Here is a 26,124-nt window from a genome sequence, read left to right as displayed (position 1 = left end):
GCATGACGCCGCCCTCGCGCCGCCTCGACGCGGACCCGATCGAGGAGGCGCACCGCCAGTGGGTGGCCCACGGCTGGACCGAGGCGGCCGACGGGATGGCCGCGATCACCTCGCTGATGCGCGCGCACCAGATCGCGCTGTCGCGCGTGGAGGCCGTGCTGCGCCCGTACGACGTGTCGTTCGCGCGGTACGAGGTGCTCATGCTGCTCTACCTCAGCCGCCGCCGGTCGCTGCCGATGCGCGTGATCGGGTCGCGGCTCCAGGTGCACCAGACCAGCGTCACGAACGCGGTCGACCGGCTCGAGTCCGCGGGCCTGGTGGAGCGGGTCCCGCATCCCACGGACCGCCGCGCCACCCTCGTGCGCCTCACCGACGACGGCGCGGTGCTCGCCGAGAAGGCCACGGAGGCGCTCAACCGCGACGTGTTCGCCGAGCCGGGGCTGAGCCCCTCCGGCGTGGACTCGCTCGTGCGCGTGCTGCGCCAGCTCCGGCGCCGCGCCGGCGACTTCTGACCGAGTCCCGCCCAGCGCGGCCGCGGCCGCGCTATACCTGGCCCGGAACCGGGACCAGGAGGTCGGCCATGGCACTGCACGAGCTCGGCCAGGTGCACATCTCGACGGACGCGTTCGACGAGGCGCTCGCCTTCTACCGCGACGCGCTGGGGCTGCCGGTGGAGATCCTCGTGCCCGAGCAGGGGATGGCCTTCTTCCGCCTCGGTGCGACGCGGCTGTACCTCTCGCACCCGGCGGACGACGCGTTCCGGTCCCGGCCGGTCCTCTACCTCACCTGCGACGACATCGACGCGGAGGTCGCGGTCCTCGCGGCGCGTGGAGTGCGCTTCGTCGACGAGCCGCACCTGGTGCACCGCGGCGACGAGCACGAGCTGTGGCTGGCCTTCTTCGAGGCGCCGGACGGGCTGCGGCACGCGGTCATGGAGCAGCGCGCGGCCTGAGCGGCCGCGCGCTGCTCCGGTGCCTGCTGCTCAGAGGTGCGGTCGCACCTTCGCGGCCGACGTCCTCGCGACCCCGGACGCGTGGCCCGGCATCACGGCGGTGACCTTGCAGCTGATGGTGTGCCACACCATCCACGCCGGCACGGTGAAGGTGGCGGAGCGGGCGCCGGTGATGGGCCTCCCGTTGCTGAGCCACTGGTAGGCGTACCGGGTGGGCCGCAGCGACCACGAGCCGTGGTTCACCGTCAGGCGCGAGCCGACGCGCCTGGTGCCGGAGATCGTCGGGGCGCGCAGCACCCGCGGTGCGGGGGCGGGTGCGATCTTGACCCCCCGCGAGCCGACGGTGGCCGCCTGGTAGCCGGTCGACCGGCCGGTCTCCCGCACCGAGACGTAGCGGCCGACGTCGGCGGCGGTGGGCCGGTACGACGTCCCCGTCGCGCCCCGGATCGCCGTGCGTCCGCGGTACCACTGGTAGGTCACGGTGACGGCCGGGGTCCCCCAGCTGCCGCTGGCGGTCCGGGTCCAGCCGACCCTGCCGACGCGCAGGGTGTAGCCGTAGCGCGCGGTGCCGGTGATCCTCGGCAAGGAGGTGGCCCGCAGGGCCGGCACGCCGGCCGACACCGACAGCGGCACGTGCACCACGAGCGTGGTGTTGGGGCCGGACGACGGGTCGGTCGACCCGGAGGCCGAGAACCGCAGCCAGCGGGCGGCGGAGTGCACCGCGCCGGGCAGCGTGACGGTGAGCCCGAACGGGCTCGGCGTCGTGACCTGCACCGTGCCGAGCGACTGGAGCGGGTCGTCGTCGCTGGCCGAGGCCTCGAGCACCGCGGTGACGTCGGCGGCGCCGATCCACGGCACGCTCGGGTCGGGACCGGTCGACCAGCTCCAGGCCCGCTCGGCCCCCGTGGTGTCGAGCACGAGCCGGTCGCCGCCGGCCGGGCGCGAGGAGAAGGGCACGGTCAGCTCGCGCGACTCGGTGCTGGCGTGGCTGAAGGCGAGCTCGACCGCGACGTCCGACCCGTCCTCCGCGGCGGTGACCTCGAAGGGGGTGACCAGGTCGAGCGAGTCGCCGGCGTCGGCGGGCGCGGCGTCCGACCACGTGGCGTGCAGGCGCAGCTGGTAGCCGGTGCCGACGGTCAGGGGCGTGGGCAGTGCCGTGACGTCGATGGAGCCGGTCGACCCGAAGCCGGCCAGCACCCCCTCGTCCGCGTCCGCGCCGGAGCCCACGACGTCGCCGGCACGCTCGACGCTCCAGCGCACATCAGGTGCGGGTGCGGCGAGGTCCTCCGGCGCCCAGTCGAAGGCGGTCGGCAGGCTCACGTTCATATGGCCGGTGTCCACGGGGACCTCGACCTGGGGGTAGCGCGCGACGACGCGCTCGCCCGAGCTGCCGACGTGGACGGTCCACGTGCGCGGCGCCGTCGACGCGCCGCTCGGTGCGGCAACCGCTGCCGCCACCGCGACGGCACCGGCCAGCATCACGGCCTGGACCCCGTGTCGAGTCATCTCGTTCTCCTCCTCCGCGGGCTGCGACCCGCTGGACGACGCACGCCCGGCAGCACCGTGCGAGGCGGCGCAACGACGCGAACATCGGGCGCGACGATGTCCGGTCTTGAGCCCGGGCCTGTGAGGCAGATCACCGCGCGGACGTCGGAGCCGCTTCAGTCCGGGTCCCCGCGAGGCCGAGGAGTGTCACTGGTCTCGACCGGAGGACTCGGGCTGTCCCGTGCCTCGTGGTCGGGGCGACGTGCCCGTCACCGTCGTCGGGCACCGCCTGGATCGAGGAGGGGTCCCATGGCCCGTCGAGGCACTGCCGTCCTGGCCGTCGCGGCCACCGTCGCAGCGCTCACCGTGTCCCCCGTCGGGCTCGCGAGCGCCGGCGCCGCACCTGGGGTGGCCGGCTGGGTCGCGTTCGACGCCACCGACCGCACCAAGGTGCCGGACTACTACGGGACGCCGAACTGGGTGAACAGCCCCCAGACGCTGGCCGACGCCGTCGTCACGATCCAGGCCGCGCCCGGCGACGCCGGGAGCGGAGCCACGGCGATCGCGACGGTCGACCCGGCGAGCGGCGCCGTCACCGACATCGACGTCACCGACCCGGGGTCCGGCTACACCGCCACGCCCTCGGTCGTCATCACCTCGCCGGGCGTGACGCCCAGCGCGACGGCCGCGGCGACCGCCGACATCTCGCAGGGCGTCGTCTCCACGGTCACGGTGCAGGAGACCGGGTACGGCTACACGCACCCGGTCGCCTCCGCGTCCGGCGGCTCGCCCACGACCCCGGTGGCGCTGCTCGCCAGCGGCGGCGTCGACGCGCTCCAGCTCACCGACGGGGGCTCCGGCTACACGGTCGCGCCGGTCGTGTCGTTCTCGCTGCCCGACGTCGCCGGCGGGGAGGCGCCGACGGCCACCGCGACGATGGACGCGAACGGCCACGTGACCGGCATCCAGCTGCTCACCCCGGGCTCGGGCTACACCACCGCGCCGGTCGTCACCGTCACCGACGGCCCGACGCCGAACCCGACCGCCGCCACGGTGACCGCAACGCTCAAGGTGACCCAGGTCGACGTCGTGCCGGACCAGGGCACACCGTCCGTCACCGGCGGCGAGGGCTACACGACCGCCCCCGACGTCACCATCACCGACGCGTCGGGCACCGGCACCGGCGCCACGGCCACCGCGGACGCCGTCGTGCTCGGCGCGATCGGCTCGATCACGGTCGACACGCAGGGCGCCGGCTACCTCACCCCGGGCATCAAGAAGTTCGTCGACACCCTGCCCGGCCTCACGGCGGACAAGGCGAACAACCTCGACGAGTACATCCCGATCGCCGTGCCGGACACCACGACCTACCCCGGCTCGGACTACTACGAGATCGCCGTCGTGCAGTACCGGCACGTGTTCAACAGCACGATCCCCGGGCCCGGGGCGCTCGTGCGCGGGTACGTGCAGCTGTCGACCTCGGTCGTGCCCGGCCGGCAGATCCCTCTGACGAACGCCAACCTCGACCCGGCCGTCGCGCCGGCGCCGATCCTCGACCCGCACGGCGTGCAGTACACGGCGGTCGACCCGCCGAGCTACCTCGGCCCGACGATCGTGGCCCGCAAGGACCGCCCGGTGCGCGTGCTCTTCCGCAACCTGCTTCCGACCGGTGAGGGCGGCAACCTCTTCCTGCCCGTCGACACCACGATCATGGGCTCGGGCATGGGCCCGAACGCCATGAAGCTCGACCCGGTCACCAAGGTCCCGATGGACATGGCGATGAACGCGGGCACGGTCACCGACGAGGTGCGCAACCCCTACTGCGGGCAGCTCCCCAAGCCCGCCGACTGCTACTCCGAGAACCGCTCCACGATGCACCTGCACGGCGGCATCACCCCGTGGATCAGCGACGGGACGCCGCACCAGTGGACGACGCCGGCCGGCGAGACCACCGACTACCCCAAGGGCGTCAGCGTCTCCAACGTGCCTGACATGCCTGACCCGGGCCCCGGCGCGATGACGTTCTTCTACACCAACCAGCAGAGCGCGCGGCTGCTCTTCTACCACGACCACGCGTGGGGCATCACCCGCCTCAACATCTACGCCGGCGAGGTCGCGGCGTACCTGGTCACCGATGCCACCGAGGACAAGCTCACCGGCAGCGGCGGGCCGCTCGAGGGCATGGGCCTGGGCCAGGAGCTCGTCATCCAGGACAAGACCTTCGTGCCGGACGCCACCACCGTGGCGCTCGACGACCCGACCTGGGACTACAGCCGCTGGGGCGGCGAGGGCAACATGTGGCTGCCCCACGTCTACATGCCGGCGCAGGCGCCCGCGAGCTCGCAGGGCGTCAGCAGCTACGGCCGGTGGATGTACGGCGCCTGGTTCTGGCCGCCGCAGACGAACATGAAGTACGGGCCGATCGACAACCCGTACTACGACCCGTCGTGCGACCCGGACACCGCCGACTTCTGCCAGCCGGCGCAGATCCCCGGCACGCCGAACGTGTCGACCGGCATGGAGGCGTTCAACGACACCCCTGTGGTGAACGGCGTCGCCTACCCCACGACCACGCTGGACCCGAAGGCCTACCGGTTCCGCATCCTCAACGGCAGCAACGACCGGTTCTGGAACCTCCAGTGGTACGTCGCCGACCCCACGACCGGGACTCTGAGCGAGGTCGCGCTCGACCCGCAGCAGGTGGCCGCGGCGAAGTCCGACCCCACGGTCGTGCCGCAGCCCGACCTCGACAAGAGCCCGGCCGGCCCGAGCTGGGTCCAGATCGGCAACGAGTCGGGGTTCCTGCCGGCGCCCGCCGTGATCCCCAACCAGCCCATCACCTGGATCACCGACCCGACGCGGTTCGACGCGGGCAACGTCGACAAGCACGCGCTGCTGCTGGCCCCGGCCGAGCGCGCGGACGTCGTCGTCGACTTCTCGCAGTACCGCGGCAAGACGCTGATCCTGTACAACGACGCCCCGGCCGCGTTCCCCGCGCGCCAGGCGAACCAGGACTACTACACCGACGACGCCGACCTCACCGACACCGGTGGTGCGCCTACCACGCTGCCGGGCTACGGGCCCAACACCCGCACGCTCATGCAGGTGCGCATCAGCACGGCGACGCCGAGCGTCGCGTTCGACCGGCCCAACACCACCAACGACCGCATGGGCGCGCTCGAGGCGGCGTTCGGGCACCACGTCGACCCCGTCACGGGCAAGCCGGCAGGCGTCTTCGAGTCCGGCCAGAACCCGATCGTGGTGGGCCAGGCCGCCTACAACTCCGCCTACGGCACCTCGTTCGGCGGCGGCTACTGCGACATCAAGGCGCTCCCTGCCGACAAGCAGCCGGCCAAGTGCGACGGCTACGCGCGCATCCAGCAGCAGGGCGGCGACCCGTTCACCTTCGACACGCTGGACGGGAAGAAGCTCTCGATCCCGTTGACCTCCAAGGCGATCCACGACGAGATGAACGCCGCGACGTTCGACGAGTACGGACGGATGAGCGCCAACATGGGTGTGGAGGCACCGGGCGCCACGCCGCTGACGCAGAACATCATCCTGTACCCGTTCGTCAACCCGGCGACGGAGGAGCTGTGGGGCGAGGCGACACCGAGCAGCCTCGACGTGACACCCATCGCCTCGGCCGACGACGGCACGCAGATCTGGAAGATCACGCACAACGGGGTGGACACGCATCCGGTGCACTTCCACCTGTTCGACGTGCAGCTGCTCAACTGGGTCACGTGGGACAACATCATCATCCCGCCCGATCCCAACGAGCTCGGGTGGAAGGACACCGTGCGGGTGAGCCCGCTGGAGGACACCTACGTCGTCGCGCGGCCGATCGTCCCGACGATCCCGTTCGGCGTGCCCACCAGCAAGCGGCTGCTCAACCCGATGATGCCCGAGGGCGCCGTCGGCGACCTGAACGGCAGCTTCAACGGCCAGGAGGCCGGCTTCAACAACACCGACGTCAACGGCAACCCGATGACGCGGCCGATCGCCAACGTCATGACCGACTTCGGCTGGGAGTACGTGTGGCACTGCCACATGCTCAGCCACGAGGAGATGGACATGATGCGGCCGATGGTGCTGCACGTGCCGACGGCCCTGCCTGCCAAGCCGGTGCTGACCATCGACAAGAACGCCGACCCGGTCGCGCTGACGTGGACGGACGGGACGCCGGTCGACTACAACGACCCGACGACGTGGACCACCCACGAGACGCAGGCCGAGATCGGCTACCACCTCGAGCGCGCGCCGATCACCGCCGACGGCACGCCGGGGGCGTGGACGCGGATCCAGTCGCCGCTCGCGAACCAGGTCACGACCACGGACGCGGCAGCCGGCTCGGTCAAGTGGTTCTACCGCGTCAGCGCCTACAACGAGTCCGGCGAGGTGACGTCCGACGTCGTCACCTCGGCCCTGCCGCCGAGCGCGCCGACCGCGCTGACGGCCCAGCAGGGCAACGGCCGCGTGGCCCTCAGCTGGACCGCGCCTGCGGACAACGGCGGGGCGCCGGCGACGGGCTACGCCGTGCAGCGCAGCACCGACGGCACCACGTGGACCACGATCACCGCCGACAGCGGGTCGTCCGCCACCAGCGGCATGGCCACGGGGCTCACCAACGGGACGTCGTACGTGTTCCGGGTGGCCGGGGTCAACGCCGCCGGCACGGGCGCGTGGTCCGACGCCAGCGCCCTCGCGACGCCGGACGTGCTGCCGGCCGCGCCGACGGTGTCGTCGGTGCTGGCGGGCGACACGCAGGTCACGGTGACCTGGAGCGCGCCGGCGCCGAACGGCGGCTCGGCCGTCACCGGGTACGCGGTGGAGCGCAGCACCGACGGCGGGCTCACGTGGAGCTCGGCCGTGGCCGACACCGGGAGCACGGCGCTCTCGGCGACGGTCACCGGGCTGACCAACGGCACGTCGTACCGGTTCCGCGTGGCCGCGATCAACGCCATGGGCGGCGGCGCGTGGTCGGCGGCGTCCGCCGCCGTGCGGCCCGGCGCCAACGTCACGGTGCCCTCGGCGCCCTCCGCGCCCACGGGCGTGGCCGGCGCGACGGGGACGCGGCGCATCACGGTCACCTGGGTCGCACCGGCCGACGGCGGGTCGCCGATCACCGGGTACGCGCTCCAGTACACGACCAACGGCGGGACCAGCTGGACGACGGTGACGTCGAACTCCGGGACCACCGCGGTCACCCGCTCCGTCACCGGCCCGCGGGCCGGGACGGCCTACCGGTTCCGCGTCGCCGCGATCAACGCGGTCGGCACCGGCGCCTACTCGGGCATGTCGGCGGCGGTCACCGCCCGCTGACGCCCCTTCCCCGTCCGCCCCACGGCCCCCCGGTGGGGCGGACGGTCATGTCCGGCGCCCGCGCGCGGTCCGCGGACGCGGTGCGGGGACATGGCCGTCCGGGCTGGCGGCGTCGCTGCCGGTGAAGATGTCGATGAGCTCGCCGACGTGGTGCGGGGCCTCGGCGGGGTGGCGGAAGGCCCGGTCGGCGTTGACGGCGTACGTGTTGCGCCGGCCGGTGCGGCTCTTCGTGAGGTAGCCCGCCCGCTCGAGGTCGCTGACGATGCCGGTCGCCGAGCGCTCGGTGATCCGGGCCTGCTCGGCGATGTCGCGGATGCGGATGTCGGGCTGGCGCGCGATGAGCAGCAGCACGCGGCCGTGCGAGGTGAGCAGCGTCCAGCCCCGCCCGGCGGGCTCCTCCGCGGCGCCGGGCTCCGTGCCCGTCGCGCCACCGGCCCCTGCGGGGCCGGGGCGGCCACGTCCGGACGCCGTCGTCACGACCGCCATCCTGCCCGAACCGCGGCTGCGACGGGCACCCTCGGCGGTTCGAGTTGACCGGAAATCTCTTTCAGGTATTGTCCTTCACATGATGGTGCTGCGGGTCGTCCGAGGCGTGCTGTCCCTGCTGGCCGCGGGGGCGCTGGCCGCACTGCTGCTCGCCCTCAGCGGGCGCGAGGGCGAGGTGTCGCTGCTCACCGTGGGCCTCGGCGACCGCGGCACCGTCGACGTGGGGCTGCGGACGACGGCGGCCACCGCCGTGCTGCTCCTGCTCGTCACCGGCGTGGGCGCCGTCGTCGCGTCCTACAGCGTCCGCAACCTGACCGGCCAGCACCGGGTGGCGCGGTACGCCGTGGCGCTGCTCGCGGTGGTGCTCGCGCTCGTGGTCGCGGTGAGCGCCGCGTCGCTGCCGCTCCTCGCGATCGCCTGGGCGGTGCCCTCGCTCGCCCTCCCCGTGCTGGTGTCGCACGCGGGCACCGCGGAGTCGCGCGAGGCGGCGCGGCTGGTTCGCGCGCGGCTCCTGATCGGCGACGCGCTGCTCGCCGCCGCGGTCGTGCTCCTCGGCGTCACGACCCGCACGTGGGACCTCGCGGCGCTCCCGGGAGCCGTCGCGTCGGGCGGGGCCGTCGTCGCGATCGCCGCGCTGCTCGTCGTCGCGGCCGGGACCGTGCGCAGCGCGCTGGTGCCCGCCCACCGCTGGCTGCCGGAGACGGCCGAGGCGCCGTCGCCGGTCAGCGCGCTGCTGCACGCCGGGCTGGTCAACGGGCTCGGGGTGCTCGCCCTGCTGCTCTGGCCGCTGGTGCAGGCGACGTGGACCGCCCGCGCGGCGCTGCTGCTGCTCGGCGCCACCACCGCGCTCGTGGCCACCGCCCAGCTGCGCACCCGCGCGGACGTGAAGGGCCGGCTCGCGGCGTCCACGTCGTCGCAGATGGGCTACCTCGCGGTGCAGGTCGGCCTCGGGCTGCCGGCCGCCGCGCTGGCCCACATCGTGGGCCACGGCGTCTGGAAGGCCACCCTGTTCCTGCGCGCCGGCGGTGCCGTGGACCGGTCCCGGCGCCCGGCCGTGCCGGCGGGCCGGCCGCTGTCGGCGCGCGCGCTGGCCGGCGCGGGCGCCGCGAGCGCCGCGGTGGTCGCCGCCGCGGCCGCCGGGCCGCTCGGTCCGTGGCCGGCCCTCGGCGCCCCCGCGGAGCTGCTGCCGCTCGTGCTGGTGCTCGGCGTCCTCTGGCTGGCGCTGGCCCACCTCGCCACCCGCGCGACCGCGCCCGGCGCCCGGCTGCTCGCCTCGGCCGCCGTGCTGCTCGGCGGCGCGGCCTACCTCGTGGGGCTGCGCGGACTGACCCACCTGCTCGCCCCGGCCTTCGGGGAGCCGGCCGGCTGGGCCGACCCCGCCGGGCCCGTCCTCGGCGGCGCGGTCGCGGGGCTCGTCGCCGTGGGCGCGGCGGCGTGGTGGCTCGACACCGCGGTGCGCCGCGGCGCGCTGCCGACCGGCCTGCCCCGCCGCGTGGCCCGCGCCTCGCTGCGCCCCTGGCCGGTGCGCGAGCGGCTGGCGCCCCGGCCCGTGGCCGCGCTCGCCGTGCCGCCCGTGGCCGACGGCGACGCCGAGCGCGCCCGCCAGGCGGTGGCGGTGGCCGGCGAGGCGGTGGCCCCCGTGTACCCGCTGACCTCGTTCGTGGCGAGCAACCCGCTCGCCGGGGTGGAGGCGCTCGGCTTCCCCCGGGCCACGGCGCTCGCCGAGCAGCTGTGGGGCGCGCAGGCCGGCCCGTCCGGGGCCGTCCTCCGCGACGCGCTGGGCTCGACCGGCGCGCAGGACCTCGACCGCGCGGTGACCGCGCTGCTGGGCGAGGGCACCCGGCCGCGCGCCGTCGCCGGCCGCAGCATCGACCCCGGCCCGCTCCTGCGCGCGCTGGTGCTCGACGACGAGGTCCCCGACGCCGACGTCGCGCAGGCCGCGGGGATGCTGGCGGACGCCGGTCTCGCCCTGGTGCGGCAGGCCCGGACTCCGATGGAGGCAGCCGGCCTGGCCGACGGCCCGCTCGACCGCCGGGTGCGCACCCTGGGCCACCACTGCTGCGCCCGCGCGCTCGCGGGGGCTCCGTGGCCGGGGGAGCCCGGGCCCTGGCGCGAGCTGCGCGGCGCGGCGCCCGCCCTCGACGACCTGCTGCGGGTGCGCGGCGCGGCGTCCGTCGTCTCCGGCCTGCCCGAGGACCCCGCCGCGGCCGTGGCCGCCCTGCTCGAGCACCTCGGGCTCGAGCCGCGCGAGCGGGCCGCCCTGCTCTCCCGGCTGCTGCTGCGCGACCCGGGCTGGCCGGGCCACCTCTCCTGGCGCGCCCGCCACGCCCGGCTGGGGCGCGAGGCCGGCCTCGAGACGGGACCGGGGCCGAGCGACGCCGCGGCGACCGGCGACCCGCTGCTCACGGAGCTGGTGGCCACCCGGCTCGCGCTCGAGGTGGTGGTGGCCGAGGCCTGCGCCCCGCGCGCGCTGGGTCGCCGTCTGGTCGCGACGGACCTCGTCGACCTGCGCCCGGCGCCGTCCACGAGCCGGCTCGTAGCGGCGGCGGCGCGCACCCTCGGGCTGGACCTCGGGGCGCTGTCCGCGACCGACCTGCGCGAGCTGGCCGCGCTCGTGGCGCCGCTGGCCGAGGGCGGTCTGGCGGCCGTGCGCGCGGACCTGCTCGACGGCGCCTACCGGCGCGACCTGCACCGGTCGCTGCGGCCCGACGTCGGCGCCGCGGGTGCCGCGGCCGCCCAGGTGGTCACGTGCATCGACGTCCGCTCCGAGCGGCTCCGGCGGCACCTGGAGTCGGTCGGGCCCTGGGAGACCTTCGGCACGGCCGGCTTCTTCGGGCTCCCGCTGCGCCACGTCGGCGCCGACGGCACCGTGACCGAGCGCGCCCCCGCGCTGCTGCGCCCGTCGGCGACGGTCCGCGAGCGCGCCGCCGCCCCGCACGGCGCCGACGGGTGGACCGCGGCGCTGGCCTCGGCGGTGCGGGCGGTGGAGGCGGCGCCGGGCCTGCCCTTCGCGTGGGCGGAGGCGGTGGGCTGGATCCAGGCGCCGGTCCTGGCCGTGGTGGCCTGGCGCCCCCGGCTGCTTGGCCGGCTCGCGCGACGCGGTGACGCCGCCCCCGCCGGCGGCGGGCGGCTCGACGTCGTGGCCGACGTCGGCGTGGACGCCCTCGCCGACGCGGTCGCGGGCTTCCTCGCCACGACCGCGCTCACGCACCCGGCGCCGCTGCTGGTGGTCGCGGGTCACGGCGGGGCCGTCGCCAACAACCCGCACGTCGCCGCCTACGACTGCGGCGCCTGCGGCGGTGCGGCGGGCGATGTCAGCGCCCGCGCCGTCGCCGCCGCGATCAACGACTCCCGGGTGCGCGACGTCCTGCGGGCGCGCGGGATCGTCGTCCCGGAGGGCACCCGCGCGGTCGCGGCGCTGCACGACACCACGCGCGACGTGGTGCACCTGCTCGACGTCAACGAGGCGCGCCTCTCGCCGGAGCAGCGCGAGACCCTGGCGCGGCTGCGGTCCGACCTCGCGGCGGCCGCGACCGCCACGAGGGCCGAGCGCGCCGGCGAGCTCACCGACGCCCCGCCCGCACCGTCCGGCGCCACGCTGACCGCCCACGTGGCGGCGCGCGCCGTCGACTGGGCGCAGCCACGCCCCGAGTGGGGTCTGGCCGGCGCCGCCGCCATCGTGGTAGGCCCGCGCTCGCTCACCGCCGGTGCCGATCTCGACGGCCGCGTGTTCCTGCAGTCCTACCGCGCCGAGGACGACCCCGACGGCTCGGTGCTCGAGACGCTGCTCGCCGCGCCGGTGGTCGTCGCGCAGTGGATCACCGCGCAGTACTGGGCCTCCACGGTGGACCCGCTGCGGTTCGGCGCGGGCGACAAGACCACGCACAACGTGGTGGGCGACGGCACCGCGGTGTCCGCCGTCGTGACCGGTGCACGTGGCGACCTGAGGATCGGCCTGCCCTGGCAGGCGGTCATGGCGGACGCGCCGCGCGCCGACCGCGGCGTCGCGGCGGCGCGCCACGTGCCGCAGCGGCTGCTGGCGACGGTGTGCGCGCCGGTCGACCGCATCGAGGCGGCGCTCTCGCGTCGGCCCGCGGTGGCGGCCCTGGTGACGGGCGGCTGGATCACCCTGTGCGCCGTGGACCCGGGCGGGCGCTCCGTGCGGCGGCGCACCCCGCACGGGGCGTGGGTGCCCGACGGCGAGGTGACCGGACCGGTCGACGACGGCGAGGACGGCCACGCAGACGCGGCACCGGCCATGGCGCGTGAGGCGGGACGCCGATGAGCACGGTCACCGACGGCCGGCTCGTCATGGTCGCTGACGGCGCCACCGAGACGCCGGCGCCGTACCCGGGCGAGCTCGACGTCCTGGAGTCCGAGGCGGTGCACGTGCTGCGCGAGACCGCCGGCCAGTTCGAGCGGCCGGCGCTGCTGTTCAGCGGCGGCAAGGACAGCATCGTGATGCTGCACCTGGCCGCCAAGGCGTTCCGCCCCTCGCCGCTGCCGTTCACGCTGCTGCACGTCGACACCGGTCACAACTTCCCCGAGGTGCTCGAGCACCGCGACCGGCTCGTCGGGAGGTACGGGGCCCGGCTCGTCGTCGTCTCCGTCCAGGACTACATCGACCGCGGAGTCCTGCGGGAGCGTCCGGACGGCACGCGCAACCCGCTCCAGACGGTCCCGCTGCTCGACGCGATCACCGAGCACCGCTTCGACGGCGTCCTCGGGGGCGGGCGCCGCGACGAGGAGAAGGCGCGGGCCAAGGAGCGGGTGTTCAGCATCCGCGACGAGTTCGGCCAGTGGGACCCGCGCCGGCAGCGCCCGGAGCTGTGGGACCTCTACAACGGCCGGCACCGTCCCGGGGAGCACGTGCGCGTGTTTCCGCTCTCCAACTGGACCGAGCTCGCGGTGTGGCAGTACGTCGCGCGCGAGTCGATCGAGCTGCCCTCCCTCTACCTCGCGCACGAGCGCGACGTCTTCGAGCGCGACGGCATGCTGCTGGCCCCGGGGGAGTGGGGCGGACCGCGTCCCGGGGAGGCCGTCGTCCGCCGCACCGTGCGCTACCGCACCGTGGGCGACATGTCGTGCACGGGCGCCGTCGCGTCCGAGGCGCGCACGGTCGACGAGGTGATCGCCGAGCTGGTCGGGAGCCGTGTCAGCGAGCGAGGGGCCACCCGTGCCGACGACCGGGCCGGCGAGTCGGCGATGGAGGACCGCAAACGTGAGGGGTACTTCTGAGATGACCGAGCCGCTCCTGTCCGCCGCGGTGCTCCACCCGGACGGCCCCGCGTCGCCGCGGCCGCTCGTGGACCCGGCGCCGCGCGACCTGCTCCGGCTCGCCGTCGCCGGCTCCGTCGACGACGGCAAGTCCACGCTCGTCGGGCGGCTGCTGCACGACACCCGCTCCGTGCTGTCCGACACGCTCGCCTCGGTGGAGCGGGCCAGCCGCGAGCGCGGGCTCGTCGAGGCCGACCTCGCGCTGCTCACGGACGGCCTGCGCGCCGAGCGCGAGCAGGGCATCACGATCGACGTCGCGCACCGCTACTTCACGACACCGCGCCGCTCGTTCGTCCTCGCCGACACACCGGGGCACGTGGAGTACACGCGCAACATGGTGACCGGCGCCTCCACCGCGGAGCTCGCCCTCGTGCTCGTCGACGCGCGCCGCGGCGTGGTCGAGCAGACCCGCAGGCACGCGGCGGTCACGGCCCTGCTCGGCGTGCGGCACGTCGCTCTGGTCGTGAACAAGATGGACCTGGTGGGCTTCGACCCGGAGGTGTACGCGGCGATCCGGGCGGACTTCGCGACGGTGGCGTCGGCGCTGGGGCTCGACGACGTGGTGCCGGTGCCCGTCTCCGCCCTGCACGGCGACAACGTCGTCACCCGGTCGGACCGGATGCCGTGGCACCACGGGCCCACGCTGCTCGAGCACCTCGAGGGCGTGCCGGTCGGCACGGAGCCGGACCTCGAGCCGTTCCGCTTCCCGGTGCAGGTCGTGCTGCGGCCCCGCACCGCCGAGCACCCCGACTACCGGGGGCTGGCCGGCCGCGTCGCCCACGGCGTCGTGCGGGTGGGCGATCCCGTCGTCGTGCTGCCGTCGGGGCGCGAGACGCGGGTGGCGGCGATCGACGGCCTCGACGGCCCGCTGGACGCGGCGTCGGCGATGCAGTCGGTGGTGCTGCGGCTCGCCGACGATGTCGACGCGGCGCGGGGCGACCTGCTGGCCGGCGTCGCCGGGCGTCCGCTGCCCGTGCGCGAGCTCGAGGCCACCGTGTGCGTGCTGGCCGACCGCGTCGTCGAGGAGGGCGCCCAGCTGCTGGTGCACCACGGAACCCGAACGACGCTGGCCAGGGTGGGTGCGGTGCGCAGCCGGCTCGACCTCGTGACCCTCGACCACGTCGACGACGGGAAACCGCTGGCGCTCAACGACATCGGCCGGGTCTCCCTGCGGCTCGCGGAGCCGCTGCCGATCGACGACTACCGCGAGCTGCGCCGCACGGGTGCGTTCCTGCTCGTCGACCGTCAGGACGGGACGACGCTGGCGGCCGGCATGGCGGCGCTCGGCCGGTGAGCCCGACGGCCGCTCCCTTCGAGGGTCGCACCGCGGCGCTGGCCACGCGGCACGGCAAGGAGGGCGAGATCGCGCCGGCGCTGCGGCCCACCAGCCTCACGGTGGTGGTGGCCGACGTCGACACGGACGCCTTCGGCACCTTCACCGGCGAGAAGCCGCGGGCGGGCGACCCCGTCGCGGTGGCCGAGCGCAAGGCCCGCGCCGGGATGCGGGTGAGCGGACTGGACGCCGGCCTCGCCTCGGAGGGCAGCTTCGGACCGCACCCCGACGCCCCGTTCACCACGGTCGACGTCGAGGTCGTCCTGCTCGTCGACGACCGCCTGGGGCTGGTCGTGGTGGAGCGAGAGGTGTCCTTCGACACCGCGGCCGCCTCCGTGACGGTGACGCCCGGGCACGACCCCGCCGAGTTCCTCGCGCGTGTGGGCTTCCCGTCGCAGGCGCTCGTCTGCCGTCCCGCCGACGACTCCCCGGCGCGGATCACCAAGGGGATCGTCGAGCCCGAGGCGCTGCGCCGCGCGGTGGTGGCCGCCGCGGACGCGTCCCGCGACGGGCGCGCGATCGTGGAGACCGACCTGCGGGCCCACCTCTGCCCGACCCGCCGTCCCGTGATCAGGCGCGCTGCCGAGCGACTGGCCCGGCGACTGATGACGCCGTGCCCGTCGTGCGAGCGGCCCGGTTTCGGGGTCGCCCGGGTCGAGCCGGGCCTGCCCTGCCGAGCGTGCGGCGCCCCGACGCGTCGTGCCGCCGCCCGGCTGCTGGGCTGCCCGGGGTGCGGTCACGAACGGCGCGAGCCCGTGCGCGAGGCCGCGGACCCCGCGCACTGCGACCGGTGCAACCCCTGAGCGGAGGTCGGTCCTGTGTGGGCGGCCGGTCGGCGGGTAGGTGGCCGGTCGACGCGAGGAGGACGAGGTGCCCGCTGACCGCCGCACCACCCGCCCGACCGGCCTGCGCCGCAGCTCTCCCGACGATCCCGGGATCCGCCGCCGCCGCCGTGGCACGGGCTTCTCCTACCGCGACGACGTGACCGGCTGGGCGCCCTCGGCCACCACGCGCGAGCGCATCCGCGGGCTCGCGATCCCGCCGGCCTGGCGCGACGTGTGGATCTGCCGGGACCCCTCCGGCCACCTCCAGGCGACCGGGGTCGACGACGCCGGACGCGTGCAGTACCTGTACCACCCGGAGTGGCGGCGCCGGAGGGACACGGCGAAGTTCGAGCGCATGGAGCGGTTCGCCGCGCGGCTGCCGGCGGCGCGGCGTCGCGTGGCCCGGCACCTGCGCGACGCCGGACCGACGCGGCGGCGCGCGCTCGCGGCCGCCTTCCGGATCCTCGACCGCGGCTGCATCCGCGTGGGCAGCGAGCAGTACGCGCGGGACGGCGGCGGGATCGGCGCGGCGACCCTGCGCCGTACGGACGTCGCGCTCGACGGCGACCGCGTGCGGCTCGCGTTCACCGGCAAGTCCGGGGTGGCGCAGGAGGTCGAGCTGCGCGACCGGCGCCTGGCCGCGGCCCTGCGGCCGATGCTCGAGCGCGGCGGCCGGCGTCGCACCGGACGGCTGCTGGCCTACGAGGACGACGACGAGTGGCACGGCCTGCGCAGCAGCGACATCAACGACTACGTCCACGACACGGTGGGAGAAGGCTTCAGCGCCAAGGACTTCCGCACGTGGCACGCCACGGTGGCCGCCCGCGACGCGCTCGTGCGGCACGAGGCGCCGGCGTCCGCGCGGGAGCGCGCGAGGGGACGCCGCGAGGCCGCCGAGGCGGCCGCTGCGGAACTGGGCGACACCCCCGCGGTCGCGCTGCGCGCCTACGTCGACCCTCGCGTGATCGAGGACTTCGAGCGCGGCGACCTGGAGGACGCCCGGGCGGGGGAGGGCCCGGCGCTCGACGGGCTGGCCGGGGGCTGACCCCGCCGCGGCGGACCGGCGTCGGCGGCGTCTCGCGTCGTCGTCCCCCTGGTTCCGTTGTAGCACGGATCGGCGGCCCTCATGAGGCGTCCGTTCCTCCTCTAGCCTCGCGGTCTTCGGTGAAGCGACGACGAGGAGCAGCGCGTGGACGCCACCGTGTTCGACCTCCCCGGCAGCCTGTCCGCGAAGGCGGCCCCACGGCTGATCGCGGCCGACGAGGAGCACTTCGCCGCGGTGGCCGCGACGCTCGAGGCCGCGCTCGCCGATCTCGGCCGGCGCATCGACGCCGCGCTGCACGAGACGGTGCGGATCGGCCGCGAGGCCATGGACCGCGACGAGGAGGTCGAACGGCTGCGCCGCAGGATGCGCACGCTGAGCCGCTTCGGGCTCGAGGCCTGCCTCGGCCGCACCGTCGCGCAGGACGGGACGACGGTGCACGTCGGGCGGCTGGGGCTGACCGACGCCGACGGACGGCGCCTGCTCGTCGACTGGCGCTCGCCCGGGGCGGAGCCGTTCTTCGCGGCTACGCACGCGGACCCGATGGGCATCGTGAGCCGCCGCCGCTACCGATGGTCGGACGGCCGCGTGCGCGACTACTGGGACGAGGTGCTGGTCCCCGGCCCGGTGCCGGACGGCGTCTTCCCGGACGACGACTCGGCGTTCATCGCCAGCCTCGGCGCGGACCGCTCCGACCGGATGCGCGACGTGCTCGCCACGATCTCCGCCGATCAGGACGCCGTGATCCGCGCAGGCTCGCGCGGGGCCCTCGTCGTCGACGGCGGCCCCGGCACCGGCAAGACCGTCGTCGCCCTGCACCGCACGGCGTACCTGCTCTACTCCGACCCGCGGCTGGGGCACCGCCGCGGCGGCGTGCTGTTCGTGGGGCCGCACCGCCCCTACCTGGCCTACGTGTCCGACGTGCTGCCCAGCCTGGGCGAGGAGGGGGTGCAGGCCTGCACCGTGCGCGACCTGGTCGCCGAGGGGGAGGGCGCGCCGGACGAGGCGGACGCCGAGGTGGCCCGGCTCAAGTCGTCCCTGGCGATGGTGGACGCGATCGAGTCGGCGGCCCGCTTCTACGAGGAGCCGCCGACCGACCCGCTCACCGTCTCGACCCCGTGGGACGACGTCACGCTCACCGCGGCGGACTGGACCGCGGCGTTCGACTCCCCAGAAGCGGGGACGCCGCACAACGAGGCGCGCGAGCAGGTGTGGGAGGCGCTGCTGGAGATCCTCGTCGCCCGGCACGCCGGCGGCGTCCCGCAGGAGCAGTGCCGGCGCGAGCTGGCGGCGGACGACGGCCTGCGCTCGGCGTTCAACCTCGCCTGGCCGCTGCTCGACGCCACCGACGTCGTGGGCGACCTGTGGTCGGTGCCGGCGTTCCTGCGCCGGTGCGCGCCCGGGCTCGGCCCCGACGACGTCCGGCGCCTCCAGCGGCCCGACGCCCAGGCGTGGACCACGGCGGACCTCCCGCTGCTCGACGCCGCCCGCCACCGGCTCGGCGAGCGCGGGGCGTCCGGCCTGGCCCGCCGCCGCGGGTCGGCCGAGGCGGCCGAGCGCGCCGCCATGGACCTCGTGGTGGCCGAGCTGCTCCAGGCCGACGAGGAGGGCCTGTTCGCGCAGCTGCGCCAGCCGGGCATCCGCGACGCGCTCGTCGACGAGGCGGCTCTGCCGACCGCGGGTGCCGACCTCCTCGCGGGGCCGTTCGCGCACGTGGTGGTCGACGAGGCGCAGGAGCTCACCGACGCCGAGTGGCAGATGCTGCTGCGCCGCTGCCCGTCCCGCAGCATCACCGTGGTGGGGGACCGGGCCCAGGCGCGGCACGGCTTCACCGAGACGTGGGTCCAGCGGCTGGAGCGGGTGGGGCTCGACCGGGTGCAGGTGGCGACGCTGCGGGTGAACTACCGCACGCCGAGCGAGGTGATGGACGCGGCGGAGCCCGTGATCCGTGCCGCGATCCCGGATGCCAACGTGCCCACCTCGATCCGCAGCACCGGCGTCGCGGTGGAGAACGGCCGGCTCGACGCGCTGCCGGGGCTGATCGCGGCGTGGGAGGCGGAGAACCCCGCGGGCGTCGCGTGCGTCGTGGGTCTGCCGGCGTTCCGGCCCACGGCGAGGGTCGGCTCGCTGCCGCCCGAGCTGGTGAAGGGGCTGGAGTTCGACCTCGTGGTGCTCGTCGACCCGGACTCGTTCGGTGAGGGGGTGCAGGGTGCGGTGGACCGCTACGTGGCGATGACCCGCGCGACGCAGCGGCTCGTCGTGCTCCGCCGCGACTGACCTGGGTCGTGGCGTACGGCGTCCACCGGCACGAAGTCGCGCAGTTCCCGGACGCGCCACTGCTCGATCTCGTGGCGCCACGGCCGGGCCCGTGCTCGTACGGTCGGGCCCACGGGCCGGCACCGCAGCCGGCCGAGGCACAGGAGGACGAGATGTCCGTGGCACCCGCGACCGACGGCACCGGGCAGGCGAGGGCTCCCGAGCCGACCGCGGCGGACCTCGCGCTGCCCCAGGTGGTGACCGAGCTGCCCGGCCCGGCCAGCCGCGCGTGGTTCGAGCGTCTCGACCCGCACCTCACCGGCGCGAACTCCGACCACGAGCTGATCCCGTTCGTGGAGGCGCGCAAGACCGGCTACCTCATCGAGGACGTCGACGGGAACACCTTCGCCGACCACATGTCGGCCTGGGGCTCCTCGCCGTTCGGCCCCACCCCGCCGGACGTCCGCGAGGCGATGACCACCGCGTGGGACCGCCACGGCATGCAGATCAGCGGGTGGGTCGCCAACGTCCCGGCCTTCGACCTCGTGGAGAAGCTGGTCGAGATCGCGCCGACGCCGCGGCTCACGCGGGTCGAGTACTCCGTCACGGGGACGCTGGCGGTGGAGGCGGCGGTGAAGCTCATGCGCGAGAGCTCCGGCCGACCGCTGGTCATCACGTTCGGCGGCCAGTACCACGGCGAGTCGACGTACCTCACCGCCGGCACGTCGAGCGACCTGTCCAACGTCACCAGCCAGCGGGCCCAGTACGTCGCCGGGGTGGTGACGGTGCCGTACCCGAACCGGTACCGCTCGCCGTTCACGCCGGGCCCGGGGCCGTTCGACGACACGGCGGTGCTCGACTACCTCGAGAACTACGTCCTCGTGCAGCAGATCCACCCGGGCCAGGTGGCCGGCGTGATCGTCGAGCCGGTGCTGGGCGAGGGCGGCGTCCACGTGCCGTCGCAAGCCTTCTGGAACCGGCTCGGCGCGTTGGCCTCCCGCTGGGGCTGGCTGATCTGCCTCGACGAGGTGCAGACCTGCATGGGCCGCTGCGGCGAGATGTTCGCGATGCAGCGCTGGTCCGGCATCGACCCGGACCTGATCCTGCTGGGCAAGGCGTTCTCGGCCGGCGGGCAGGCGATCGCCGCGGTGCTCGGCACCGACGAGGTGATGGCGGGGACCGAGCTGCACCTCGGGAGCACCTACGGGTTCACGCCCGCCGCGTGCGCGGCGGCGACTGCCGGCATCGAGCGGATCCAGCGCGGCGGGGTGCTGGAGAACGTGCGCGAGCTCGAGCGGATCTTCCTGGAGGAGATGGCCCCCGAGCTCGCCGACGTCGAGCAGGTGGGGCAGGTGCGGGCGGCCGGCGGGCTGGCGGCGATCGAGTTCGTGAAGGACCGCGACACGATCCGCCCGGCACCCCGCTTCCAGGTGGCCGTGCACCGGGCCGCGCTCGAGCGCGGCGTCCTCGGCATCACCCAGCGGGGCAAGTGGCACATGCGCCTCCAGCCGGCGCTGACGATGCCGCCCGCCGTCTTCCGCGACAGCTGTGCCAGGATCGTCGACGCTGTTCACGCCGTGGCGGCCGAGCCGCCCGTCGAGCGCGGCACCCTGCTCGAGTCGGTGGCGGAGGAGGTCCGGTAGGTGAGCCGCGACAGCGCCGTCGACGACACCGACCGCGCGATCATCGCGGCCCTGCAGGCGCACGGGCGCCGTCCGGTCACGGAGATCGCGCGCGACCTCGGGCTCGCCGAGGCCACGGTTCGTCAGCGGCTGCGTCGCCTCGAGCGGCGCAACGTCATCCAGGTGGTCGCCGTCATCGCCCCGCTCCAGCTGGGGCTGCGGCGCGTGCTCATCGGGGTGCGGGTGCGGGGCCGCACCGTCGCCGACGTCGAGTCGCGGCTGCGTGTGATGCCGGAGGTCGACTACGCCGCGATCACCACGGGGGCCTACGACATCCTCCTCATGGCCGCCTGCGACGACGAGGAGGGCGTGGCTGAGCTGGTGACCGAGCGCATCAGGACCGTGCCCGGCGTCGACAGTCTCGACGTCGTGACGATCCTGCGCGAGACCAAGGACGCGTACCGCTACGCCGGCACCGACTGAGCACCGCAGCCGCCGACACGCCGTGGGCGGGAATCGTGAGCCACTCCCCGGGAGGGCCGCGCGTGGGTGAGGATGCGTCCGGGGGTCGAGGAGGGGACGGTGGCCGGGATGTCGACGGTGGGAGCGCAGGGCGGATCGCGCCCGAACATCCTGCTCATCTGCACCGACGAGGAGCGCTACCGCCTGCCGCGCCCGGCCGGCTTCGCGCTCCCGGCGCGCGAGCGCATCCACGAGCGGGGCGTCTCGTTCGACCGCTACTACGTCGCCTCCGCCCAGTGCAGCTCGTCGCGGTCGGTGATCTACACGGGCCGGCACATGCCGGTGACCGAGATCTACGACAACGACGCCATGCCCTACATCCGCCCGCTCGACCCGGCGCTCGGCACGATCGGCACGATGCTGCGCGAGGCCGGCTACTACTGCACGTACCAGGGCAAGTGGCACCTGTCGAAGGCCTACAAGGACCCGGCCGACCCCCGGCCGACGACGGACGCGCTCGAGCCCTACGGCTTCTCGGAGTTCAACGCGTGGGGCGACCTCGACGGCGGCGCCTGGGCCGGGCTCAAGATCGACCCGGTCATCGCGGGGCAGGCGGTCGCGTGGCTGCGCAACCGCGCGCCCGTCGTCGCCGCGGACCAGCCGTGGTTCATGGCGGTCAACTTCGTGAACCCGCACGACATCATGAGCTACGACTACGGCGGCCGCCGCCTGGTGGCGCCGCCGCCCAACCTCGCCGAGGCGATGGTGGTGCGGCCGCCCGCCGACATCCCCGTGTACCGCAAGGCGTGGGACGTCGACGTCCCGGCGAGCGCGGGGGACGACCTGTCCGGCGCGGCCCCGGCGGTGCGCGAGTACGCCGCGGCGATGGAGACCATGTTCGGGCCGGTGCCGGACGCGGACGCATGGCGGCGCGGCATGAGCTTCTACCTCAACTGCACGCGCGACGTGGACCGCAGCATCGAGCTCGTCCTCGACGCCCTCGAGGCCTCGGGCCAGGCCGACCGCACCGTCGTCGTCTTCACCTCCGACCACGGCGAGATGGCCGGCTCGCACGGGCTGCGGCAGAAGGGCAACCTCGTCTACGACGAGAACTTCCACGTGCCGCTCGTCGTCAGCCACCCGGACGTCGCGGGCGGCGGCACCAGCGACGCGCTCGCCTCGGCCGTCGACCTCGCGCCGACGCTGCTCGAGATGGCCGGCCTCGACGGCGCGACCGTGGCGCAGCGCTTCCCCGGCCTGCATGGCCGCTCGCTGGTGCCCGCCCTCGAGGGCGCTGCCGTCCGCGACGGCGTCCTCACCGCCGTCGAGATCGTCACGACGCTCGACGACGGGTACTGGCGCGAGTTCGGCACCCCCGACGGCCCCGCGCGCATGCAGGCAGGGCAGCTGCGTCCCGACTGGACCAAGCGCGGCTTCCTGCGCGGCTACACCGACGGCCGCTACACCTTCGGCCGCTACTTCTCCCCGCTCGAGCCCAACCGGCCGCGGAACGTCGAGCAGCTGGTGGGCGCGAACGACGTCGTCCTCTACGACCGGGACTCCGACCCGCACGAGATGGTGAACCTGGCCTACGAGCCCGAGCACCAGGACACGGTCGCGACTCTGCTGGGCAGGCTCGAGTCGCTGATCGACGCCGAGATCGGCCCCGACGAGCACACCTGGATCACCGAGCGCCCCCGGCTCGCCGGCTACCCCACCTGGCAGGGCGACGCCCAAGCCTCCTGAGCTCCAACCACAGCCGTCGAAGGGCGCGTGCCTCCTGCGCGGATCAAGCCAGCTGATGCACCTGAGCGGCCCGGTCGACGATCTCGCGCTGGTGCTCCTGGAGCGGCTGCTGCTCGGTGCCACCGATCCCGGACAGCGGGTCGTCGAGCGACTCGATTCCCAGGAGCGAGCTCACGACGGCCGCACCGCACAACGGCACGTAGATGGGGGAGTAGCCACCCTCCTGCGCCAGCACGAGCCGGCCGTTGCAGAGCGAGCCGGCGAGGTCGAGAGCCCGGGCGGTGAGCGCGGCGAACGAGCCGGCTGTGAGCAGCATCCGTCCGCTCGGGTCGAGCTGGGAGGCGTCGAACCCGCAGGCGACCACGATCAGGTCGGGCTTGAAGGCGGTGACGGCCGGCGCGATGACCGTGTCCCAGGCGTAGAGGTACGCGCCCTCGCCGCTGCCAGGAGGAAGGGGGATGTTGATGTTGGTCCCCGGGGCAGCCGGACCGCCGACCTCCTCGATCCTGCCGCTGTCCTTGGGGTAGAGCCCGCTCTGATGGATGCTGACGGTGAGGGTGTCGGCATCGTCGTAGTAGATGCTCTGAGAGCCGTTGCCGTGGTGGACGTCCCAGTCCACGACGGCGACCCGGACGGGTGCGGCCCCGGCGGACACCCTTGCCTTCTCGATCGCGACCGCGATGTTCGCGAAGATGCAGAATCCGCGCCCGCGGTCGACCTCGGCGTGGTGGCCTGGCGGCCGAACCAGTGCGAACCCGCAGTCTGTGGTGCCGTCGAGCACCGACGCGACGGCCGCGTGGACGCCCCCGGCGGAGCGACGTGCGATCGAGAACGAGCCCGGCCCGAACGGTGCCGACTCGCCCGCCTCGCCACCGGTGAGGTCGGCCGCACGGATCCTCGCGACATAGGCGGGGGTGTGCACCCGAACCAGGTCGTCGTCCGTGAGCTCGGAGGCGCGCACGCGGACGCACCGGTCGGCCAACCCGGTGCGCTGCAGCAGCTGAAGGAGGCGTCGACGTGGTTCCGGCGTCTCGAACTGCGCATCCCCCTCCACCCACGGCCCGAAGTCGACGCGGGACTCGTGCCAGAAGTAGTCCTCCTCGTGGACGAGCGCGACGCGTCGCACGGAGAGTGCAGGAGCCATGGTCGACCTCCGGCCGGCTCGGGGATCAGCAGCGGGAGAGGAAGCGGTCCAGCACGCGGACCCCGAAGCGAAGCGACTCCACGGGCACCCGTTCGTCGATGCCGTGGAACAGCGACGGGAAGTCCAGCTCGGGAGGCAGCTTCAGGGGTGCGAAGCCGAAGCACCGGATACCCAATGGCGCGAAGACCTTGGCGTCGGTACCGCCGGTGAGCATGTACGGGACGGGGATCCCCTCGGGGTCCTCCGCACGGATCGCCTCGCACATGGCGTCGACGGTGGCGCCCGAGAACTCCGTCTCGACCGCTACGCCGTGGGTGAGCACCTCGAGGTCCAGGCTCTCGCCCACGAGCTGGCGCAGGTCGGTCATGAGCTCGTCCTCCTGGCCCGGCAGGAATCTCGCGTCGATCACAGCGGAGGCCGTGGACGGGACCACGTTGTTCTGGTACCCGGCTTCCAGCCGGGTCGGGTTGGCCGAGTTGCGCAGGCTCGCCCCGACGATCCTGGCCAGCGCGCCGAGCTCGGGCAGCCACTCCTCCGCAAGGTCGGGGTCGAGGCGGCGGCCCACCATCGGTTCCAGCTCATCCAGGAGGCGGCGGACCTCGGGTCGCACGTGCGTGGGGAACCTGTGGGTCCCCATGGCCGTGACGGCGGATGCCAGTCGCACGACCGCGTTGTCGTGGTGCTCCATGGCTCCGTGGCCCGGCCGTCCCGTGGCCTTCAGCCTCATCCAGGCGAGCCCCTTCTCCGCGGTCTGCAGGAGGTAGAGCCGGGCCTCGTCATCGAGCGAGACGCTGAACCCGCCGACCTCGCCGATGGCCTCCGTGCAGTCCCGGAACAGGTCGGGGTGCTCGGCCGTGAGCCAGCGCGCGCCCGCGACGCTTCCCATCTCCTCGTCGGCGAGGAAGGCCACCACGAGGTCGCGGGATGGCCGCCGGCCCTCGCGGGCCCATCCCCGGAGCACCGCGAGGACCATGGCGTCCATGTCCTTCATGTCGACCGCGCCACGACCCCACACACAGTCGTCGACGACCTCGCCACTGAACGGATGCACGGACCATTCGGCGGCTTCAGCCGGGACGACGTCGAGGTGTCCGTGCACGAGCAGCGCGGGCCTCGACGCGTCGGCACCCGGTATGCGCGCCACGAGATTGGCCCGACCGCGCTCACCTTCGTAGATGCGCGATCCGATCCCGACTTCGTCGAGCAGGGTCGCGACCAGCTCTGCCGCTGGTCGCTCCGGCCGATGCGTGCTCGTGGTGTCGATCCGGATCAGGTCGCTGAGGATGCTGACGACCTCGTCGTCGGTGCCGTCCATCAGGCCGCGGTCTCCCCCGGGCTGACGCAGCGCTGGCGCATCTCGCCGATGCCCTCGATGCGCGTCACGACGACATCGCCGGGCTGGAGGAACCGAGCCGGCTCCCGGGACACCCCGACGCCTCCCGGCGTTCCCGTGAAGATCACGTCGCCCGGGAGGAGGGGGCACACGCCCGAGAGGATCGAGACGAGCTCAGCCACCGAGAACACCAGGCGCGAGGTCCGGCTGGACTGCACCACCTCTCCGTTGATCTCGCACTCGATGGCCAGGTCGTCGGGATCGGCGAACTCGTCGGGCGACACCAGGTAGGGCCCGATCGGTCCGAAGCCCGGGTAGGACTTGCCGAGCGAGAACTGAGGGACAGCGCCCCTCATCTGCACCTCGCGCTCGGAGAAGTCCTGCCCGAGCGTGAGCCCCGCGACGTGGTCCCACGCGTCCTTGACGGAGACCCTGTGCGCTCGTACCCCGATGACAGCGACGAGCTCGGCCTCCCAGTCCACCTGGTCGCTGGGGAGGACCAGGTCGGAACCCGGAGTCGTCAGGCAGGTGGCGAACTTCGTGAACGTCGGCGGGAACGCCGGCACCGGTACGCCGGACTCGGCAGCGTGGTCGGCGTAATTGAGACCGATGGCGAAGACCTGGCGAGGTCGCGGGGAGGGCATCCCGGATGCGATGCCCGTCTCGGCGTGCGGAGCGAGGTCTGTGCTGTCTACCCAGGCACGCAGGTCCCCCCATCGCGCGAACGCGTCCTCGGCGGCGTGGCCGAATCGGCCCCCGCTCGCGCGCTCGACGTCGACCAGGCCTCCGCCGAGCACGATCGTCACTCGATCCGCGATCGTCGTCATCCTCACGTCG

The 26,124-nt window shown here is 74.5% G+C and carries 17 protein-coding genes; 12 read left to right on the top strand and 5 right to left on the bottom strand.

Features of this window, described 5'->3' with window-relative positions:
* The first annotated feature begins 2 nt into the window (after nucleotides 1-2).
* Nucleotides 3-512, top strand: a complete 510-nt coding sequence (locus tag GC157_07740; protein MBI1377357.1) for a MarR family transcriptional regulator — start codon at nucleotides 3-5, stop codon at nucleotides 510-512.
* Between the two features lie 68 nt (nucleotides 513-580).
* Nucleotides 581-952: a glyoxalase/bleomycin resistance/dioxygenase family protein gene (locus tag GC157_07735; GenBank protein MBI1377356.1), complete on the top strand. Its 372-nt coding sequence runs from the start codon at nucleotides 581-583 to the stop codon at nucleotides 950-952.
* A 30-nt stretch (nucleotides 953-982) separates the two neighbouring features.
* Here the strand turns inward: GC157_07735 and GC157_07730 are convergent, their stop codons facing one another.
* Nucleotides 983-2,458, bottom strand: coding sequence for a hypothetical protein (locus tag GC157_07730; GenBank protein MBI1377355.1), 1,476 nt, complete (start codon nucleotides 2,456-2,458; stop codon nucleotides 983-985).
* A 288-nt stretch (nucleotides 2,459-2,746) separates the two neighbouring features.
* Here GC157_07730 and GC157_07725 point away from each other — a divergent pair, with 288 nt between their 5' ends.
* On the top strand, nucleotides 2,747-7,762 hold the full coding sequence (locus GC157_07725; protein ID MBI1377354.1) for a hypothetical protein: 5,016 nt from the start codon (nucleotides 2,747-2,749) through the stop codon (nucleotides 7,760-7,762).
* A gap of 45 nt (nucleotides 7,763-7,807) precedes the next feature.
* Here GC157_07725 and GC157_07720 read toward each other — a convergent pair whose 3' ends face one another.
* On the bottom strand, nucleotides 7,808-8,248 hold the full coding sequence (locus GC157_07720) for a MarR family transcriptional regulator (GenBank protein ID MBI1377353.1): 441 nt from the start codon (nucleotides 8,246-8,248) through the stop codon (nucleotides 7,808-7,810).
* Between GC157_07720 and GC157_07715 the strand changes: the two genes are divergently transcribed.
* From GC157_07715 to GC157_07675, 9 genes are all read left to right on the top strand, one after another.
* Complete coding sequence (locus tag GC157_07715) at nucleotides 8,067-12,533, top strand: DUF2309 family protein (GenBank protein ID MBI1377352.1); 4,467 nt, start codon at nucleotides 8,067-8,069, stop codon at nucleotides 12,531-12,533. The genes GC157_07720 and GC157_07715 overlap by 182 nt on opposite strands.
* Nucleotides 12,534-12,559: 26 nt before the next feature.
* Complete coding sequence (gene cysD, locus GC157_07710) at nucleotides 12,560-13,486, top strand: sulfate adenylyltransferase subunit CysD (GenBank protein ID MBI1377351.1); 927 nt, start codon at nucleotides 12,560-12,562, stop codon at nucleotides 13,484-13,486.
* A 1-nt stretch (nucleotide 13,487) separates the two neighbouring features.
* Nucleotides 13,488-14,819, top strand: coding sequence for a sulfate adenylyltransferase (locus tag GC157_07705; protein MBI1377350.1), 1,332 nt, complete (start codon nucleotides 13,488-13,490; stop codon nucleotides 14,817-14,819).
* Complete coding sequence (locus tag GC157_07700; GenBank protein ID MBI1377349.1) at nucleotides 14,816-15,661, top strand: hypothetical protein; 846 nt, start codon at nucleotides 14,816-14,818, stop codon at nucleotides 15,659-15,661. Before GC157_07705 ends, GC157_07700 begins: the two co-directional genes overlap by 4 nt.
* A 67-nt stretch (nucleotides 15,662-15,728) precedes the next feature.
* Complete coding sequence (locus GC157_07695; GenBank protein ID MBI1377348.1) at nucleotides 15,729-16,727, top strand: DNA topoisomerase IB; 999 nt, start codon at nucleotides 15,729-15,731, stop codon at nucleotides 16,725-16,727.
* A gap of 156 nt (nucleotides 16,728-16,883) precedes the next feature.
* Nucleotides 16,884-19,001 (top strand): AAA family ATPase, encoded by a 2,118-nt coding sequence (locus GC157_07690; protein ID MBI1377347.1) that lies wholly within the window; start codon nucleotides 16,884-16,886, stop codon nucleotides 18,999-19,001.
* A 152-nt stretch (nucleotides 19,002-19,153) separates the two neighbouring features.
* Nucleotides 19,154-20,623 carry an aminotransferase class III-fold pyridoxal phosphate-dependent enzyme gene (locus GC157_07685; GenBank protein MBI1377346.1) on the top strand — a complete coding sequence of 490 codons (1,470 nt, stop codon included), beginning with the start codon at nucleotides 19,154-19,156 and terminating at the stop codon, nucleotides 20,621-20,623.
* On the top strand, nucleotides 20,624-21,085 hold the full coding sequence (locus GC157_07680; GenBank protein MBI1377345.1) for an AsnC family transcriptional regulator: 462 nt from the start codon (nucleotides 20,624-20,626) through the stop codon (nucleotides 21,083-21,085). It abuts the gene before it with no gap.
* Between the two features lie 66 nt (nucleotides 21,086-21,151).
* A complete protein-coding gene (locus tag GC157_07675; GenBank protein ID MBI1377344.1) occupies nucleotides 21,152-22,810 on the top strand; it encodes a sulfatase-like hydrolase/transferase in 1,659 nt (552 codons plus the stop codon).
* A 43-nt stretch (nucleotides 22,811-22,853) separates the two neighbouring features.
* Here the strand turns inward: GC157_07675 and GC157_07670 are convergent, their stop codons facing one another.
* Genes GC157_07670 through GC157_07660 form a run of 3 tightly spaced genes read right to left on the bottom strand, consistent with a single transcriptional unit; the run spans nucleotide 22,854 to nucleotide 26,120 of the window.
* A complete protein-coding gene (locus GC157_07670; GenBank protein MBI1377343.1) occupies nucleotides 22,854-23,954 on the bottom strand; it encodes a class II histone deacetylase in 1,101 nt (366 codons plus the stop codon).
* Nucleotides 23,955-23,979: 25 nt separating this feature from the next.
* A complete protein-coding gene (locus tag GC157_07665) occupies nucleotides 23,980-25,269 on the bottom strand; it encodes a M20/M25/M40 family metallo-hydrolase (GenBank protein ID MBI1377342.1) in 1,290 nt (429 codons plus the stop codon).
* Nucleotides 25,269-26,120, bottom strand: coding sequence for a fumarylacetoacetate hydrolase (locus GC157_07660; GenBank protein ID MBI1377341.1), 852 nt, complete (start codon nucleotides 26,118-26,120; stop codon nucleotides 25,269-25,271). The genes GC157_07665 and GC157_07660 overlap by 1 nt, the downstream gene beginning before the upstream one ends.
* Between the last annotated feature and the right edge of the window lie 4 nt (nucleotides 26,121-26,124).

The organism is Frankiales bacterium (genome assembly GCA_016125335.1).
Lineage (GTDB): Bacteria > Actinomycetota > Actinomycetes > S36-B12 > CAIYMF01 > Longivirga.
The sequence above is the reverse complement of the archived record's forward strand: the minus strand, read 5'-3'. Positions and strand labels throughout refer to the sequence as shown.